This window comes from Leclercia sp. LSNIH1, assembly GCF_002902985.1.
Lineage (GTDB): Bacteria > Pseudomonadota > Gammaproteobacteria > Enterobacterales > Enterobacteriaceae > Enterobacter.
Genome location: NZ_CP026167.1, coordinates 1,667,699 through 1,683,192, shown reverse-complemented (window position 1 = coordinate 1,683,192; position 15,494 = coordinate 1,667,699). Strand labels below are relative to the sequence as shown.

At 56.9% G+C, this 15,494-nt stretch carries 16 protein-coding genes and 1 pseudogene; 7 read left to right on the top strand and 10 right to left on the bottom strand.

The features are described from left to right. Positions 1–3: 3 nt before the first annotated feature. Positions 4–1,011 (bottom strand): LacI family DNA-binding transcriptional regulator, encoded by a 1,008-nt coding sequence (locus C2U54_RS08475; protein WP_103178225.1) that lies wholly within the window; start codon positions 1,009–1,011, stop codon positions 4–6. 183 nt (positions 1,012–1,194) lie between these two features. Here C2U54_RS08475 and C2U54_RS08470 point away from each other — a divergent pair, with 183 nt between their 5' ends. From C2U54_RS08470 to C2U54_RS08450, 5 genes are read left to right on the top strand one after another with little or no spacing between them, the layout of a single operon-like run. Beyond that, positions 1,195–2,934 (top strand): class I mannose-6-phosphate isomerase, encoded by a 1,740-nt coding sequence (locus tag C2U54_RS08470; protein WP_103178224.1) that lies wholly within the window; start codon positions 1,195–1,197, stop codon positions 2,932–2,934. Positions 2,935–2,936: 2 nt separating this feature from the next. Continuing rightward, positions 2,937–3,365 carry a PTS sugar transporter subunit IIA gene (locus C2U54_RS08465; protein WP_103178223.1) on the top strand — a complete coding sequence of 143 codons (429 nt, stop codon included), beginning with the start codon at positions 2,937–2,939 and terminating at the stop codon, positions 3,363–3,365. A gap of 10 nt (positions 3,366–3,375) precedes the next feature. Continuing rightward, positions 3,376–3,870: a PTS system mannose/fructose/N-acetylgalactosamine-transporter subunit IIB gene (locus C2U54_RS08460; RefSeq protein ID WP_103178222.1), complete on the top strand. Its 495-nt coding sequence runs from the start codon at positions 3,376–3,378 to the stop codon at positions 3,868–3,870. A 10-nt stretch (positions 3,871–3,880) separates the two neighbouring features. Further along, the gene (locus C2U54_RS08455; protein WP_103178221.1) at positions 3,881–4,678 is read left to right on the top strand and encodes a PTS mannose/fructose/sorbose/N-acetylgalactosamine transporter subunit IIC; all 798 of its coding nucleotides are present in this window, start codon (positions 3,881–3,883) and stop codon (positions 4,676–4,678) included. Continuing rightward, a complete protein-coding gene (locus C2U54_RS08450) occupies positions 4,678–5,496 on the top strand; it encodes a PTS system mannose/fructose/sorbose family transporter subunit IID (protein WP_103178220.1) in 819 nt (272 codons plus the stop codon). Before C2U54_RS08455 ends, C2U54_RS08450 begins: the two co-directional genes overlap by 1 nt. A 28-nt stretch (positions 5,497–5,524) precedes the next feature. Here C2U54_RS08450 and C2U54_RS08445 read toward each other — a convergent pair whose 3' ends face one another. Continuing rightward, the gene (locus tag C2U54_RS08445; RefSeq protein ID WP_103178219.1) at positions 5,525–6,295 is read right to left on the bottom strand and encodes a glucose-6-phosphate isomerase family protein; all 771 of its coding nucleotides are present in this window, start codon (positions 6,293–6,295) and stop codon (positions 5,525–5,527) included. A gap of 203 nt (positions 6,296–6,498) precedes the next feature. After that, the gene (locus C2U54_RS08440; protein WP_103178218.1) at positions 6,499–7,140 is read right to left on the bottom strand and encodes a hypothetical protein; all 642 of its coding nucleotides are present in this window, start codon (positions 7,138–7,140) and stop codon (positions 6,499–6,501) included. Positions 7,141–7,232: 92 nt separating this feature from the next. Between C2U54_RS08440 and C2U54_RS08435 the strand changes: the two genes are divergently transcribed. Continuing rightward, positions 7,233–8,135: a LysR family transcriptional regulator gene (locus C2U54_RS08435; RefSeq protein WP_103178217.1), complete on the top strand. Its 903-nt coding sequence runs from the start codon at positions 7,233–7,235 to the stop codon at positions 8,133–8,135. Between the two features lie 19 nt (positions 8,136–8,154). Here C2U54_RS08435 and ispH read toward each other — a convergent pair whose 3' ends face one another. The 6 genes and pseudogenes from ispH to C2U54_RS27705 form a co-directional block, all read right to left on the bottom strand. Continuing rightward, positions 8,155–9,105: a 4-hydroxy-3-methylbut-2-enyl diphosphate reductase gene (ispH, locus tag C2U54_RS08430; RefSeq protein WP_028015471.1), complete on the bottom strand. Its 951-nt coding sequence runs from the start codon at positions 9,103–9,105 to the stop codon at positions 8,155–8,157. Position 9,106: 1 nt separating this feature from the next. Further along, positions 9,107–9,556, bottom strand: a complete 450-nt coding sequence (gene fkpB, locus C2U54_RS08425) for an FKBP-type peptidyl-prolyl cis-trans isomerase (RefSeq protein ID WP_103178216.1) — start codon at positions 9,554–9,556, stop codon at positions 9,107–9,109. Between the two features lie 93 nt (positions 9,557–9,649). Continuing rightward, positions 9,650–10,150, bottom strand: coding sequence for a signal peptidase II (gene lspA, locus C2U54_RS08420; RefSeq protein WP_103178215.1), 501 nt, complete (start codon positions 10,148–10,150; stop codon positions 9,650–9,652). Further along, complete coding sequence (ileS, locus tag C2U54_RS08415) at positions 10,150–12,966, bottom strand: isoleucine--tRNA ligase (RefSeq protein ID WP_103178214.1); 2,817 nt, start codon at positions 12,964–12,966, stop codon at positions 10,150–10,152. Before ileS ends, lspA begins: the two co-directional genes overlap by 1 nt. A gap of 33 nt (positions 12,967–12,999) precedes the next feature. Continuing rightward, a complete protein-coding gene (ribF, locus tag C2U54_RS08410) occupies positions 13,000–13,938 on the bottom strand; it encodes a bifunctional riboflavin kinase/FAD synthetase (RefSeq protein WP_103178213.1) in 939 nt (312 codons plus the stop codon). A 7-nt stretch (positions 13,939–13,945) separates the two neighbouring features. Continuing rightward, positions 13,946–14,113 (bottom strand): annotated as a pseudogene (locus C2U54_RS27705) (DUF2575 domain-containing protein). Positions 14,114–14,267: 154 nt separating this feature from the next. Between C2U54_RS27705 and rpsT the strand changes: the two are divergent. Then, complete coding sequence (gene rpsT / locus C2U54_RS08400) at positions 14,268–14,531, top strand: 30S ribosomal protein S20 (protein ID WP_008502037.1); 264 nt, start codon at positions 14,268–14,270, stop codon at positions 14,529–14,531. A 59-nt stretch (positions 14,532–14,590) separates the two neighbouring features. On the opposite strand, the gene nhaR is transcribed toward rpsT, so the two are convergent. Further along, entirely contained in the window at positions 14,591–15,490 is a 900-nt protein-coding gene (nhaR, locus tag C2U54_RS08395) for a transcriptional activator NhaR (protein ID WP_103178211.1), read from the bottom strand. Between the last annotated feature and the right edge of the window lie 4 nt (positions 15,491–15,494).

Genomic DNA, 15,494 nt, shown 5'->3' with positions numbered 1-15,494 from the left:
GTGTCAGCGAAAACCGCACGATTCACGCACTACCAGCGTAGGGGGCAGGATGATCCGCTTTGGCGGCTCGTCATTCCCCTGAATGCGGCTAAAGAGCAGCTCGCCCGCCTTACGACCGATCTCTTTGGCGGCCACGGAGACCGTGGTTAACGCAGGCTGAACCAGTCCCGCTTCGGTAATGTCATCGAACCCGACCAGCGCAAAATCACTGCCCGGCTCGCGCCCCAGCTTGCGTAAACTCTGCATAACGCCCAGCGCCACGATGTCCTGGTAACAGATAGCCGCTGTGATCTGCGGATGGCGCGACAATAGTGCCAGCGCAACGCGCGCCCCGTCACTTTGGCTGGCCTGGGCGGTGACGATCCACTCCGGATTCGGCGTTACGCCATACTCCAGCAGCTTGCTGGTAAATCCCCCGAGGCGCTGCGCCCGCGAGCCGGAGCGCGCGCTTCCTCCGATAAAGGCGATATGGCGATGGCCCATCCGCAACAGATGCTCCGTGGCTAACTGGGTGCCGAGGAAGTTATCAGTGCCAACGAAATCAAAATCTGGATCGTTCAGCGGGCGCACCACCATAATGGCCGGAATAGTGCGGCGCTTCAGGCCATCAAAAAAGGCCTGCGGCGTTTCGCGCGCGGCACACAGCACCATGCCGCAGACGTTGTTGCGCATCAGTGAATCAACAAACTTCTGCTGGCGCGATGAAGACTCTTCGCTGTTGGCCAGGAACAGCAGCAGGTCGTGGCGCTCCATCTCGTGGCTCAGCCCCGCCGTCATTTCGCCGTAGAAGGGGTTGGTAATATCGTGAAGCAGCAGCCCGACCTGGTTACTTCGCCGGTTGCGCAGATTAGCCGCCGTCTGGTTATAGACGTAGCCCGTCTCGTCCAGCGCCCGGAGTACTTTCTCCCGCGTGGCCTGGGAGATCCGCCCCTTGTTGCACAGCACCATTGATACCGTTGCAGTTGATACGCCTGCCCGTTTTGCCACGTCCGCCAGCGTTATTCCCGTCATGGTGACTCCTTTTTTCTTTAGATTAATCGAATAACCTAATTTTTGCATTTTTCCCTGTGACCTCCTTCACAGAACCGCCGCAGATTACCCGTAAATGCCGCGGAATGCCGGGTTAATCGCGTTAACCACTCTTTTCAAAGCCGGTTAATCGAATAACCTAATCAATATTGAAGGAGAGAGACTATGACCACCTACGATAAACACCCTGAAGTCAACATAAGCGGCTTCGACCACCGCGCCTGGCAGGGCTGGGAGGCGATTGGACGTTCGCTTGCACAGCAACAGCTCCCGAAACGCACCGTGCTGGTTATCGACTGCTATCCCGGCGTACGTCTCGACGAACTGGAGCAGATGTTGTTCTCATCGCTCCGTCCGGCGCTGACGATTAATGCCGAACGGGCCCGCCGCGATGAGGATGCGCTGCATGCGATGCTGGCGCGTAACCTCACCGATGACCGCGTTTTTGGCGTGCTTTCATGCCACCAGCTAGTGGAATTTATGGACAGGGAGAGGCTAAAGGTTCTGCAAGAGCAGGTCACCGCTTGTGAAGAGGGGCTGGTGGTGATTTATGGCTCCGGCGCTGCCCTGGTCCATCCGGGCGACGTGCTGGTCTACGCCGATCTGCCGCGCTGGGAAATTCAGCAGCGTATGCGCAAAGGCGAGCTGGGCAACTGGGGCGTCGAAAACCAGACTGAAGATATGCTCCGCCGTTATAAGCGCGCCTTCTTTATTGAGTGGCGGGTGTTCGATCGCCACAAAACACCGCTCCTTAAACGCGCTGATTTCCTGCTGGATACCACCCTCGCTAACGCACCGGCGATGGTCTGCGGAGACGCCCTGCGCGCGGGCCTGGCGCACACCACCCGGCGTCCTTTCCGCGTGGTGCCCTTCTTCGATCCCGGCGTCTGGGGCGGCCAGTGGATGAAACAACAGTTCGATCTCGATCCCGCCGCGCCCAACTACGCGTGGTGTTTTGATTGCGTGCCCGAGGAAAACAGCCTGTTACTGCGTTTTGGCGCGGTGCGGATCGAGATCCCCTCCCAGGACCTGGTTCTGCTTCAGCCCCGCTCGCTGCTGGGGGAAAAGGTTCACGCCCGGTTTGGCGCAGAATTCCCAATCCGCTTCGACTTTCTCGATACCATCGGCGGGCAGAACCTGAGCTTTCAGGTGCACCCGGTAACGGAGTACATCCAGCAGCAGTTCGGTATGCACTACACCCAGGATGAGAGTTACTACATTCTGGAGGCGGAGCCCGGCGCGGTGGTTTACCTTGGCACCGTGAGCGGCACCCACCCACAGGCAATGATGGACGATCTCAAACGCGCCGCTCAGGGTGAAAAAGCCTTCGATGACGCCCGCTTTGTGAACAAGATCCCGGCGCATAAACACGATCACTTCCTGATCCCCGCCGGCACGGTTCACTGCTCAGGTTCCGGCACGATGGTGCTGGAGATCAGCGCCACGCCTTACATTTTCACCTTCAAACTCTGGGACTGGGGCCGTCTCGGCATGGACGGTCTGCCCCGCCCTGTTCACCTCGAGCATGGCGAGCAGGTCATTGACTGGCAGCGTGACACCCGCTGGGTACAGAAGCATCTCGTGAACCAGTTTGAGCCTGTCAGCGAAGGAAAGGGCTGGCGCGAAGAGCGCACCGGCCTGCACGAACGCGAATTTATTGAAACCCGCCGTCACTGGTTCAGCGAACCAGTCCTGCACAACACGGAAGGCGGCGTAAACGTGCTGAACCTGGTGGAGGGGGCAGAAGCGCGAGTGGACAGTCCTGACAACGCCTTTGAACCCTTCGTGGTGCATTACGCCGAAACCTTTATCGTCCCTGCTGCCGTGGGCGAATACCGCATCTCTCCCTGGGGTAAAGGCATCGGCCAGCAACTGGCCACCGTTAAAGCCTGGATAAGGGGGTAAGCATGATTCAGTTTATCGTTGCCACACACGGCCCCCTGGCCGCCGCGCTGCTGGAAAGCGGGGAGATGGTCTATGGCGAACTGCCAAATCTACGCGCCGTATGCCTCACCGGAGAGAGAGGCATTGAAGGATTTCGCCATGATTTCACTACCGCTCTGGCGCAGGCCAGCGAGGGGGCCAGCGGCATTTTGGTGCTGTGCGATATGCAGAGCGGCACGCCCTGGAACGTGGCCTGCGAAGCCGCGTTTAACCCCTTAACCCAGCCGCCCATCGCCGTGGTAGCGGGGGTGAATTTCCCGATGCTGCTGCAAACCGATGAGGTCACTGAGCTGGACGATGTGCAACACGCCGCCGCACAGCTTCTTGAACTGACTTTCCCCACGCTCATCCAGGCCAGGCACGTGGTGACCGAACAGACAGACGATTTTTAAGGAGAGAGCTATGACGATTTCTTTCGTACGCATTGATGACAGGGTAATCCACGGCCAGCTGGTCACACGCTGGGCAAAAGAGCTGCCCTGCGACGGCATCGTCGCCATTGACGATGCCGTCGCGGCCGACCCACTGCTCTCGTCGGTCATGAAAGGGGCGGTATCCGATACCAAAGTGTGGCTATTTGATACCGCTACGGCCATTGAGAAGCTGCCGAAGGTCATTGCCAGCGAGAAACGCTATTTCGTGATCGGCAAATCACCGGTCACGCTGCAGCGCATTGAACAGGCGGGCATTAGCCTGAAAAACAGCAACGGGAAAATTAATGTCGGGCCAATGAGCGCCCGCGCCAACACCACGACCATCGGGCCTAACCAGTCCGTCAGCGCTGAGGAGGCCGCAGCCTTTGAGTGGCTTGCCGAACGGGGCCATGTGATTGAGTTTCGCCTGGTGCCGGATGCCAGCTTCTTTAGCTGGCAGGACGCTAAACAAAAAATAAAATAAGGAGCCAGAAATGATTGTCGAAGCATCATTAATCGGCCTGTTTTGCTATCTCGGGGCGCTCAGCAGTCCCTGGCTGTTCGGCCTGACAGGCGGCTGGTATCTCATCTCCAGGCCGTTGATTTCGGGCATGCTGGTAGGGCTTATCCTTGGCGACGTAAAAACCGGTATCATGATTGGCGTGGCGGTTCAGGCTGTCTATATCGCCATGGTCACCCCGGGCGGCTCGATGCCAGCGGATTTAAACTTCGTCGCCTGGCCTGCGATAGCCCTTGGCATTCTCTCCGGTAAAGGTCCCGAAGTCGCCGTTGCCCTGGCGGCCACCATTGGCATCGCCGGCACCATCCTCTTTAACGCCATGATGGTCCTGAATTCGTACTGGAACCACCGGGCGGATGTTGCGCTGGAACGCGGCGACGAACGGGGACTCTTTCTCAACAGCGCGATCTGGCCGCAGGCGATGAACTTTGTACTGCGCTTTGTTCCGGCCTTCATCGCGGTCTATTTTGGTGCCCAGTACATCAGCAGCTTTATGGATAGCCTGCCACAAATCGTGCTCTCCACGATGAACGTGCTGGGCGGCATCCTGCCTGCCGTGGGCATCGCCATTCTGTTAAAGCAGATCATCAAAAGCTATACCATGCTCATCTACTTCCTGGTCGGTTTCGTCTGCATTGTCTTTCTGAAGCTGAACATGGTGGCGCTGGTGATTGTCGGCGCGCTGCTGGCGCTGATCCATTACAACTACAAGCCGGAGGCACCGCAACCCGTTGCCGCAAGACCGACGCACGACGACGAGGATGAATTCTGATGGAAGAACGTAAACTCACCCGTAAGGATCTGCGCCGCTGCTGGCGGGCATGGATGATGCATAACCTGTCGTCGATGAGCTTTGAACGCCTGGAATCCTTCGGCTTTTGCCTGAGCATGCTGCCGGTGGCAAAAAAGCTCTATCCGGACGCAACGCAGCGCACCGAAATGCTGCGCCGTCATGCCTCGTTCTACAACACAGAACCGCAGATTGGCGCGATAGTTAACGGCATGGTGCTGGGCCTGGAAGAGAAAAAAGCCAACGGTGAACCCATTGACGGCGACACCATCAATACCCTGAAGGTGGGCCTGATGGGGCCGATCGCCGGCATCGGCGACTCAATGATCCCCGGCATGCTGATCCCCATTCTGCTGAGTATCGGAATGGCGCTGGCGGCGGGGGGGAATATTCTCGGGCCGCTTTTTTATGCTATCGCCTGGCTGGCGATCGTGCTCCCTGGCTCCTGGTTCCTGTTTCTTAAGGGCTACCGGATGGGTTCCGGCTCGGTGGAGATGCTGGTAAGCAGCAAATCCGCACGCCTGCGTGAGGCGCTCTCGCTGCTAGGGGTTTTCGTCATGGGCGGCGTGGCGGCAAGCTACGTGAAGCTGGGCACCGGGCTGGAGTTCATCACTAAAGATGGGGTGAATATCCACGTTCAGCAGATGCTCGATGGGATCTTCCCGCAGTTGCTGCCGCTGGCGGTCGTGCTCGGCACCTGGTATCTGATGGCAAAAAAAGGGGTCTCGCCGGTGAAAGCCATGCTGCTACTGCTGGTGCTGGCCGCGCTTGGCGTGGCATCCGGTCTGTTTGCCGGTTAAACGAGCCGGGGCGATGCCCCGGCTTACGTTACGGATGGAAGTTGCGCCATAGCTCCGCCGTTTTATCCGGGCGGGAGATAAACTGAAAGCGGGCGGGATCGTCAATAAACTGCTGGTAGACAGGCGCATCGGTGATGCCAAACTCGCTGTAGCAGCGCGGCGTAATCATCTGCAGCCTGCCTGCCATATAATGCTTATTATGTTGCCAGACGATATGCCTCCCCTGCACCAGCGGATACCAGGCGAGCCCCCTGCGGGCGCGAATGGCCTCATACTCAAAGCCATATTCTCTGTCGCACCAGGCGCCAAAGGTTAAGGGCTCCTCCGGCGAGGCGGAAATAGTGGCATGGCCCCACCCCGGCGGCACCAGTACCTTTTCACCCGGCCCCGCCAGCACCGCAAAGCAGCGGCCGGGATCGTCATCAACATACTCTTGCATGTAGACGATCGCTTTCCCCTGCCAGATCTCATACAGTTCGGGCGGTGACCATCCACTGTGTTGGCTGATACGGTGAACATGCCCCTGGCTACGCACCGGCTCATCGCCGAGCGTACCCGCGGCATAGGTGACCACGCCAAACAGCAGTTTCCGCTTTTCCAGCTCCTCTCTGTCTGCAAGCCTCGCCACGTCCATCGCGATGGCATACACCTGCTCTGGCCCTTCGCAGTCCGGATTGCGCAGCGACGGACGGATCTGATCCAGCGTTCGGATCTCCGGCATCGGGCCAGTGACGTCGCCTCCGTAGCTAAAACCCAATGGACGGTGTGTAATGGTCATATCCAGCCCAACGTTAAGCATGGCTGACCTCCCATCCCTGTGGGTGAAGTTCAGCGGCAAATACGCGAAGCGCATAACCGCCGGCCGATGCCACCTGGGGTGGCGGGGTAATATCAGGATTCATGTTTATCTCCGGCCCGAGGAGAACAACACAACAAGCTTACCAGATTAACCTGTCCCCCTCCCGCGAAGCCTTCCGCTCTGTCGGGTTAATCACGCTCCAGTTACGCCTGCTCGTGAAGGGCATAAGTGACGACCAACTGCCCTTTTTTTATTTTCATCCCCAGGATCTCCATCTCACCTATTTCCGCCAGCTGGCTAACATGCGTTCCGCCACAGGCATAAGCAGGAAGATCGCCAAAGCGAACCTGGCGTCTGCCCGCTTCTATTGCTGTATGACGGGGCAGATTGTCCGCTTTCCAGCCGTTAATAAGAACTGTCAGCGCGCTAGCATCAGGCATTGCGCTATTAAGGTCCCGGGCCGTAAAGGTAATTCGTCCTTCACCGGGCCAGTGGTGGGCTTTTACCGGTTCCCAACCACATCGCTCGCCGGCATAACCGATCAAATGGCCTGCGCTGTGCCAGCGGGAATGTCGCACCCGCGCACTTTTATCCACCTGAATGTCCACCTCACCAGGCATAAGCGGCCGGGCCAGAATGTGAATGACCTGCTCTCCACGCAGGTTCACGCTCTCCACCGCGATCCCAGCGATGAAGCCCCGATCTGCTGGTTGTCCGCCACCCTGCGGATGGAAAAGGGTTTGATCCAGCTCGACGGCGTAACGGCCATCCGCCTCTTCAGTGCAACGGATGACTTTCGCGCGGCCTTCCGTCGCTTCACTGATGTAATAAAGTCGTTCTGTCATGGTTGTTCTCCTCTGTACCCTGACAGTATATTCATCACTTAAGCATCGATAATCTGGCTTTCAATCAATGCACTCTTGCCTGGTATGCACAAATGAAACATGCACTGCTTCCCGATCTCGCGACCTTCGTTACCATTGTCGAACATGGCAATTTTTCAACCGTAGCCCGTATTACGGGCGCGACCCCCTCAGCGATCAGCCGCTGTGTTTCACGCCTGGAGAAGGAGATGGGGTGTAAGTTACTGAACCGTACCACGCGCAAACTGGCGCTTACCGAAACCGGAAAATCGGTCTATGAACATGCCCTGGATATGCTGGACGCGGCCCAACAGGCAATGGATTCCGGCAGCAGTCTGCAAACCATTGCGCAGGGAAAGCTCACGATAAGCGTACCGAAAGCCGTGGGACGGTTCGTGATCCATCCGCTGATGCCAGCATTCCTGGCGCGCTATCCGCAAATAGATGTCTGCCTGCGCCTAGAAGATCGCTACATGGATCTGATCGATGACGGTGTCGATCTGGCATTGCGGATCACCGATACCCCTTCGCCAGGCCTGTACGGAAAACCGCTGATGCCGGTAACCCATATTATTTGCGCGACGCCAGAATACCTTCGTCGCGCAGGCACGCCTCAGCATCCGCACGACCTCCGGGGGCATAGTTGTATTTCGCTCGGTGAAACCCCGGCCGATTCACGCTGGAAATTTACCTCGCAGGGAAAAACGGAGATGGTACAGACACACGGCCGCTACGCGGCTAACCACACGGGCGTGCGGCTGGATGCGGTCAAACACCATGTAGGTATCGGGAGTTTACCGCTGTTTACGGCGCGTGAGGCGCTTGAAAAAGGGGAAATAGTACAGGTTCTGCCGGAGTGGACGTTTATCAGCAGCTATTCGGGCGATTTATGGCTGCTCTGGACGCGTAACAAGCATATGCCAGCCAGAATGCGAGCCATGATCAACTATCTGAATGAAAAAATGCCAGTCACCTGATGACTGGCATTTTTAAACCTTATTCTACTTCGCGGGCGTCGATTCGCAGCTCTTTCGGGACTTCGAAGACGATGTTCTCTTCGCGCCCTTCCAGCGGAACGGCTTCACCCCCACCCAACTCCTGAAGGCGAGCAATCACATTCTGCACCAGAATATCCGGCGCGGAAGCCCCGGCGGTGACACCGACACAGGCCGCGTTTTTAACCCACGCTTCCTGGATGTCCGTCGCGTCGTCGATCAGGAACGCCGCCTTGCCCATTCGCTGCGCCAGTTCGGCCAGACGGTTGGAGTTAGAGGAGTTTTTCGAGCCGACTACCAGCACCACATCCGCCTGTTCAGCCAGGGCACGCACCGCTTCCTGACGGTTAGTGGTTGCATAGCAGATATCATCTTTACGCGGCCCGACGATTTTCGGGAAGCGCTGGCGCAGGGCGTCAATCACATCCGACGTATCATCAACCGAAAGCGTGGTCTGCGTCATAAACGACAGACGGGCTTCGTTTTTCACGTTCAGCGTCAGGACATCTTCCGGGGACTCAACCAGATACATCCCTCCTTCCGGGTTGCTGTACTGGCCCATGGTACCTTCGACTTCCGGATGACCGGCGTGGCCAATCAGGATCGACTCTTCACCACGACGGCTGGCGCGGGCCACTTCCATATGCACTTTCGTCACCAGCGGACAGGTAGCGTCGAATACGGTCAGATCGCGGCTTTTGGCTTCGTTACGCACGGCCTGGGAAACGCCATGAGCAGAGAAGATCAGAATAGCGCCGTCCGGCACTTCGCTGATTTGCTCGATAAAGATCGCCCCACGCTCGCGCAGACTGTCGACCACGTAGCGGTTGTGTACCACTTCATGGCGCACGTAAATCGGCGCGCCGTAGATCTCCAGCGCGTTTTCAACAATGCTGATAGCGCGGTCTACACCGGCGCAGAAGCCGCGCGGGTTAGCCAACAGGATCTGCATTTCAGGCCTCCAGTGCCGGATCGATTTCCAGCACTTCTACATCAAAATGAACGGTACGCCCGGCAAGCGGATGGTTGAAGTCAACGGTAATCGAGTCGCCGTTGATTTCACGGATCACACCTGGCATTTCGCTGCCATCCATAGCGGTAAAGAGCATAATCGCCCCGATCTCAGGCTCTCCTGCATCCATAAATTCACGACGCGAGAAGTACTGGATCAGGTCCGGGGACGGCACGCCAAACGCAGCATCCGGCTCCAGTGAAAAGCTTTTTTTATCCCCCTCTTTCAGCCCCAGCAGCTGTTGCTCAAGACCTTCAGACAGAGAGGTATCACCCAGACGGAACAGCGCCGGTTTGCCGTTATTGCGGGTGGACTCCGCCGTGGAGCCATCATCGAGTTTCAGCGTGAAATGAACCAGCATCGCGCTGTTGGACTGTACGGATTTAGACATGCAGAGTGCTCACTCATTTTGCCCGGTGGCGCTGCGCTTACCGGGCCTACTCATTGTAGGCCGGTGCAAGCGCAGCGCCGCCCGGCGGGTTTGTTACGCCTGCTCTTTCGCTGCGGGCTTCGGCAAGAAGCCTTCCAGCACAATCAGCGCCGCACCGATACAAATCGCCGTATCGGCCAGATTGAAGGTGGCGAAGTGCCAGTTGCCGACGTAGAAGTCGATCATGTCGACCACAAAGCCGTGCCACAGACGGTCGAACAGGTTACCCAGCGCGCCGCCAATGATCAGCGCGTAGGCGATGTTGTTCAGCTTTTGCGTGGCTTTCGAACGGTACATCAGCACGGCCAGTACCACGCAGATACCGAGGGCGATACCGGCAAAGAACCAGCGCTGCCAGCCGCCGCTGTCCGCAAGGAAGCTAAACGCTGCGCCATAGTTACGCGCATAGTGCAGATTAAGCGACGGGAACAGCGGAACCGTATCCCCCAGAGCAAAGTTCTGGAGGATCAGGTACTTGCTGCCCAAATCAATAATCAGCACGACCACCACCAGCCACAGCCAGCGCAGCCCTGTTGAAGAGAGTGATTTACTCATCAGGCAAACTTACGTTTTTCGCCATCACCGGCGACGTTGTTGACACAGCGTCCGCAGATCTCTGCGTGTTCCGCCACCTGACCGACATCGGTCGTGTAGTGCCAGCAGCGCGGGCACTTCTCGCCGTCGGCTTTTGCCAGCGCCACTTTCAGCCCTTTGAGCAGTTCGCTCTGCTGGGCATCAGCGCTCGCACCGGCATAATCCGCAACTTTTGCACCGGAGGTCAACAGGACAAATCGTAATTCATCACCCAGCGCAGTCAGCTTCGCCGCCAGCTCTGGTTCAGCGAACAGGGTTACTGCCGCTTCCAGAGAGCCGCCCACTTTCTTGTCGGTACGCGCCTGCTCGATGACTTTGTTCACTTCGCCGCGCACTTTCAGCAGCTCGTCCCAGAAGGCATCGTTCATGGCTTCGGTTTCGCCCAGACCAAACAGACCTTCATACCACTCGCCGGTGAAGACATACTTCTCACGGTCGCCTGGCAGGTAGCCCCAGATCTCATCTGCGGTGAAGGACATGATCGGCGCCATCCAGCGCACCAGCGCTTCCGCGATGTGGTACAGCGCAGTCTGGCAGCTACGACGCGCCACGCTGTCCGCTTTGGCGGTGTACTGACGGTCTTTGATGATGTCGAGATAGAACGAGCCCATCTCGATGGAGCAGAAGCGCATCAGGCGCTGCACTACTTCGTGGAAGTCGTAGGAGTCGTACGCCTTGACGATATCTTCCTGCGCCGCCTGGGCACAGCCTACCGCCCAGCGATCCAGCACCACCATCTCTTCCGGTTTCACCATATCTTTTGCCGGATCGAAACCATTCAGGTTCGCCAGCAGGAAACGCGCGGTGTTACGGATACGACGATAGCTGTCGGCAGCACGCTTCAGGATCTCGTCAGAAACCGCCATTTCGCCGGTGTAGTCGGTAGATGCCACCCAGAGACGCAGAATATCCGCGCCCAGCTTGTTCATCACGTCCTGCGGAGAAACGGTGTTACCGATAGATTTAGACATCTTGCGGCCCTGGCCATCGACGGTGAAACCGTGGGTCAGTACCTGACGGTAAGGCGCTTTGCCCTTCATGGCGGTGGAGATCATCAGGGATGACATGAACCAGCCGCGGTGTTGGTCAGAACCTTCCAGATACATGTCGGCAGCGTGACCGGCAAACTCAGGACGCACGTCAACCACGGAGGCGTGGGTAGATCCGGAGTCGAACCAGACGTCCAGCGTATCCGGCACCTTCTCGTAGCTATCCGCATCTGCGCCCAGGATGTCGCGGGAATCGAGATCCCACCACGCCTGAATGCCGTCCACTTCAACGCGCTTAGCCACTTCTTCCATCAGCTCCAGCGTGCGCGGGTGCAGCTCCTGCGTCTCTTTATGCACGAACAGAGACATCGGTACGCCCCAGGTACGCTGACGGGAGATACACCAGTCAGGACGGTTCGCCACCATGGACTCGATACGCGCCTGGCCCCAGTCCGGGATCCACTGCACGCCTTTGATCTCTTTCAATGACTGCGCGCGCAGCCCTTTCTGATCCATGCTCACAAACCACTGCGGGGTCGCACGGAAGATGATCGGCGTTTTGTGGCGCCAGCAGCATGGATAGCTGTGCTGCATTTTTTCAACGTGCAGCAGCGAGCCGTTGTCGCGCAGCATGTTGACGATGATATCGTTGGCTTTAAAGACGTTAACACCGTCCAGCGTCGGGTATGTGCCAGGCAGGTACGCGCCATCCGGGCCAACCGGGTTAGCGATTTCCAGACCGTACTGCAGGCTGATGTTGTAGTCGTCCGGGCCGTGGCCACCGGCGGTATGTACCGCACCGGTACCCGCTTCCAGGGTAACGTGCTCGCCCAGGATCGCCGGAACATCGAAATCGAGGAACGGATGCTTAAAGCGCATCAGCTCCAGCTCAGCGCCCTTCACGGTGCCGAGTACCTTATAGTCGGTGATATTCGCGCGCTTCAGCACGCTCTCAACCAGATCTTTCGCCAGAATCAGCGCGCGGCCTTCAACCTGTACCAGCGCATATTCGAACTCCGCAGAGAGGGAGATCGCGCGGTTGGCAGGTAGGGTCCACGGCGTGGTGGTCCAGATGACCAGCGAGATTGGGCCGTTGACGCCCGGCAGACCAAATTTGCCCTGCAGCGCATCCTGATCGACGCCTTCAAAGGCTACGTCGATGGACGGAGAGGTTTTGTCGTAATACTCAACCTCTGCCTCTGCCAGCGCAGAGCGGCAGTCCACACACCAGTGCACCGGCTTAGCGCCTTTGTGCAGGTGGCCGTTGCCGATGATTTTACCCAGCGCACGGATGATGTTGGCTTCGGTTTTGAAGTCCATGGTCAGGTACGGATGCGACCAGTCGCCCAGTACGCCCAGACGGATAAAGTCTTTACGCTGACCATCCACCTGCGTGGCGGCATATTCGCGGCATTTAGCACGGAATTCAGCAGCGGTGAACTTCTCGCCCGGCTTGCCAAACTCCTGCTCCACTTTCAGCTCGATCGGCAGACCGTGGCAGTCCCAGCCTGGAACGTAAGGCGAGTCATAGCCCATTAAGCCTTTAGACTTAACGATAATGTCTTTCAGAATCTTGTTTACAGAGTGACCAATATGAATGCTGCCATTCGCATAGGGAGGGCCATCATGCAGAATGAAAGTTTTTTTACCTTTTTTGGCTGCACGGATGATGCCGTACAGGTCATCATCGGTCCAACGCGCCAGCATTCCCGGTTCGCGCTTGGCGAGATCGCCGCGCATCGGGAACCCTGTTTCCGGCAAATTCAGGGTTGATTTATAGTCACTCATCAGATTCTCGGTTCCGTATTTATATCTCAGGCATTAAGCCGGGTTCGATAGCCCAAATATTTCGCGGGCTGTTAATTCATCTCTCACGATTTGCGCTTTCAGCTCATCAAGCGAGGCGAATCGCTGCTCATTGCGTATTTTTTTACGCAGGATTACATCTATATGGCGACCGTAGAGGTCCATTACAACGTCCAGCAAATGCACTTCGAGCTGCTGGCGCACGCCAGCAACTGTCGGACGGGTACCAATATTGGCAACACCCGGTAAAGGCTTATCACCCAGCCCCGTCACTTCTACCGCATAAACCCCTTTAACCGGGGAAACCTGACGGCGCAGCGGTACATTCGCCGTAGGGAAACCAATGGTGCGACCCAGTTCATCGCCGTGCACGACGCGTCCGGAAATGGAGAACGGGCGTCCGAGCAGTTTTGCGGCGGTATCCAGATCGTCATCGGCTAAAGCCTGGCGAACCGCCGTGCTGCTGATGCGCACGCCGCCTTCGCAAAAGGTCTGGGTGCTGGTGACGTCAAAGCCATACTCCAGACCAGCCTTCTGTAATAGCAAGAAATCCCCCTGACGACCAGCGCCAAAGCGGAAATCATCACCCACCGCCAAAAACTGTACCCCGAGGCGATCGACCAGCAGGTCGCCAACAAAATTTTGTGCCGTCAGGGCGGCAAAGCGTCGGTCGAACCGGACGCACAGGACATAGTCCACGCCACACTGCGCCAGATAGCGTAATTTTTCACGCAGACGGGTCAGTCGCGCAGGCGCCTTCTCGCTGGCGAAGAGCTCCAGCGGCTGCGGTTCAAAAATCATTACGACGACCGGCAGACCCCGTGCCCGTCCCTCTTCACGCAATCCCTGCAACAGCACCTGATGCCCACGATGCACGCCGTCGAAATTACCAATAGTCAGCACACACCCGTGCGGGGCCTGACTGAGATTATGTATGCCGCGTATCAGCTTCATGACTGGCTCAAAACAGTGAAAATCGCCAGAGTATACCTTGTACAGCGGTTAAGGTTAACCGGCGATTGTTGCCGCAAAACAGAAAGCTGTAATGATTTCATCATGCTGACCTTTCAGAGCGAAAAAAACTGTCGGCAGATAACGTTTTTTGTGCCGAAAAGCTGTATTCAGACACGACAAGCTGGTAGAATCCTGCGCCATCACTACGTAACGTAGCGTCGCCACATTAACGGCGCTTATTTGCACAAATCCATTGACAAAAGAAGGTATAGAGGGCATATTCCTCGGCCTTTGAATTGTCCACATAGATCATATTTGGGAGTTGGACCTTGGCTAATATCAAATCAGCTAAGAAACGTGCTATCCAGTCTGAAAAGGCTCGTAAGCACAATGCAAGCCGTCGCTCTATGATGCGTACTTTCATCAAGAAAGTATACGCAGCTATCGAAGCTGGCGACAAAGCTGCTGCGCAGAACGCATTTAACGAAATGCAACCAATCGTGGATCGTCAGGCTGCTAAAGGTCTGATCCACAAAAACAAAGCAGCGCGTCATAAGGCTAACCTGACCGCGCAGATCAACAAACTGGCTTAATCGCTATTTGTTGTTGCTTGTTTTAAAAGAACCCGCTTAATGCGGGTTTTTTTATGCCTTCAGAGTACCGGTGGCGTAAACAGCGCAGCGTAATCCTGATTACAGATACGCTGCACCGCCGGATGCTGGATCATCCTTTCGGCAAAAATGGCGTGATACTCTTCCATCACGTTGTCCACCCGGCCTATCTCGGTAATCTTCTCATCCGCATAGAGATCCTGCGCATAGAGCGTCGGGGCGACAAAAATGGCGTTATGCGCTTCCCCGAACGCTTTCATCAATGCGGCATCGTCAAACTCACCCAGAATTTCAACGTTCAGCCCCTGGGAGTTAAACCAGTTCAGCAGCTTGCGTCCCAGCATCGAACGACGCCCGGGAACCAGTAAACGGCGCTCTTCCAGACAGGCGGGGAACGGTTTTTCTGGCGGCGGATTGCTGCACCAGAAGCTGACGCCGCATTCGCCAATCTTCACCGAAAAAAGGCCTTCCTGCTGCGTGGAGTCGATGGGGCAGTCAGAGATAATCATATCCAGCTTATGCTGGCTCAGCTGCTCCAGCAGCATCTCGTGCGTCGATTCAAAACAGCGCAGGTGGATCTGCTCATCCTTCACGACTGCCGCATCCAGCACCCCGCTGACCAGCCGCTTTGACAGCGCATCTGCAATGCCCACATCAAAAAGCAGGTTCGACTCCTTACGGTAATTCACAATATCGAGCATCTCCTGGCTCAGGGTGAACATTTTGTCGGCGTAGCGAAACACCAGTTCACCCAGTTCGCTTGGCTCAATACCGCGCCCCTTACGCTTGAAGAGCTTGCCCTGCAGGCGCTCCTCCAGCGCTTTTATCTGCCCGGTAATCGTCTGCGGCGTCAGGTAGAGCGCCTCTGCAGCGCCGACAACCGACCCCTCTTTGTAGACATGCCAGAAGTAGTAAAGATGGTTGTAGTTAAGATGAGACATATGA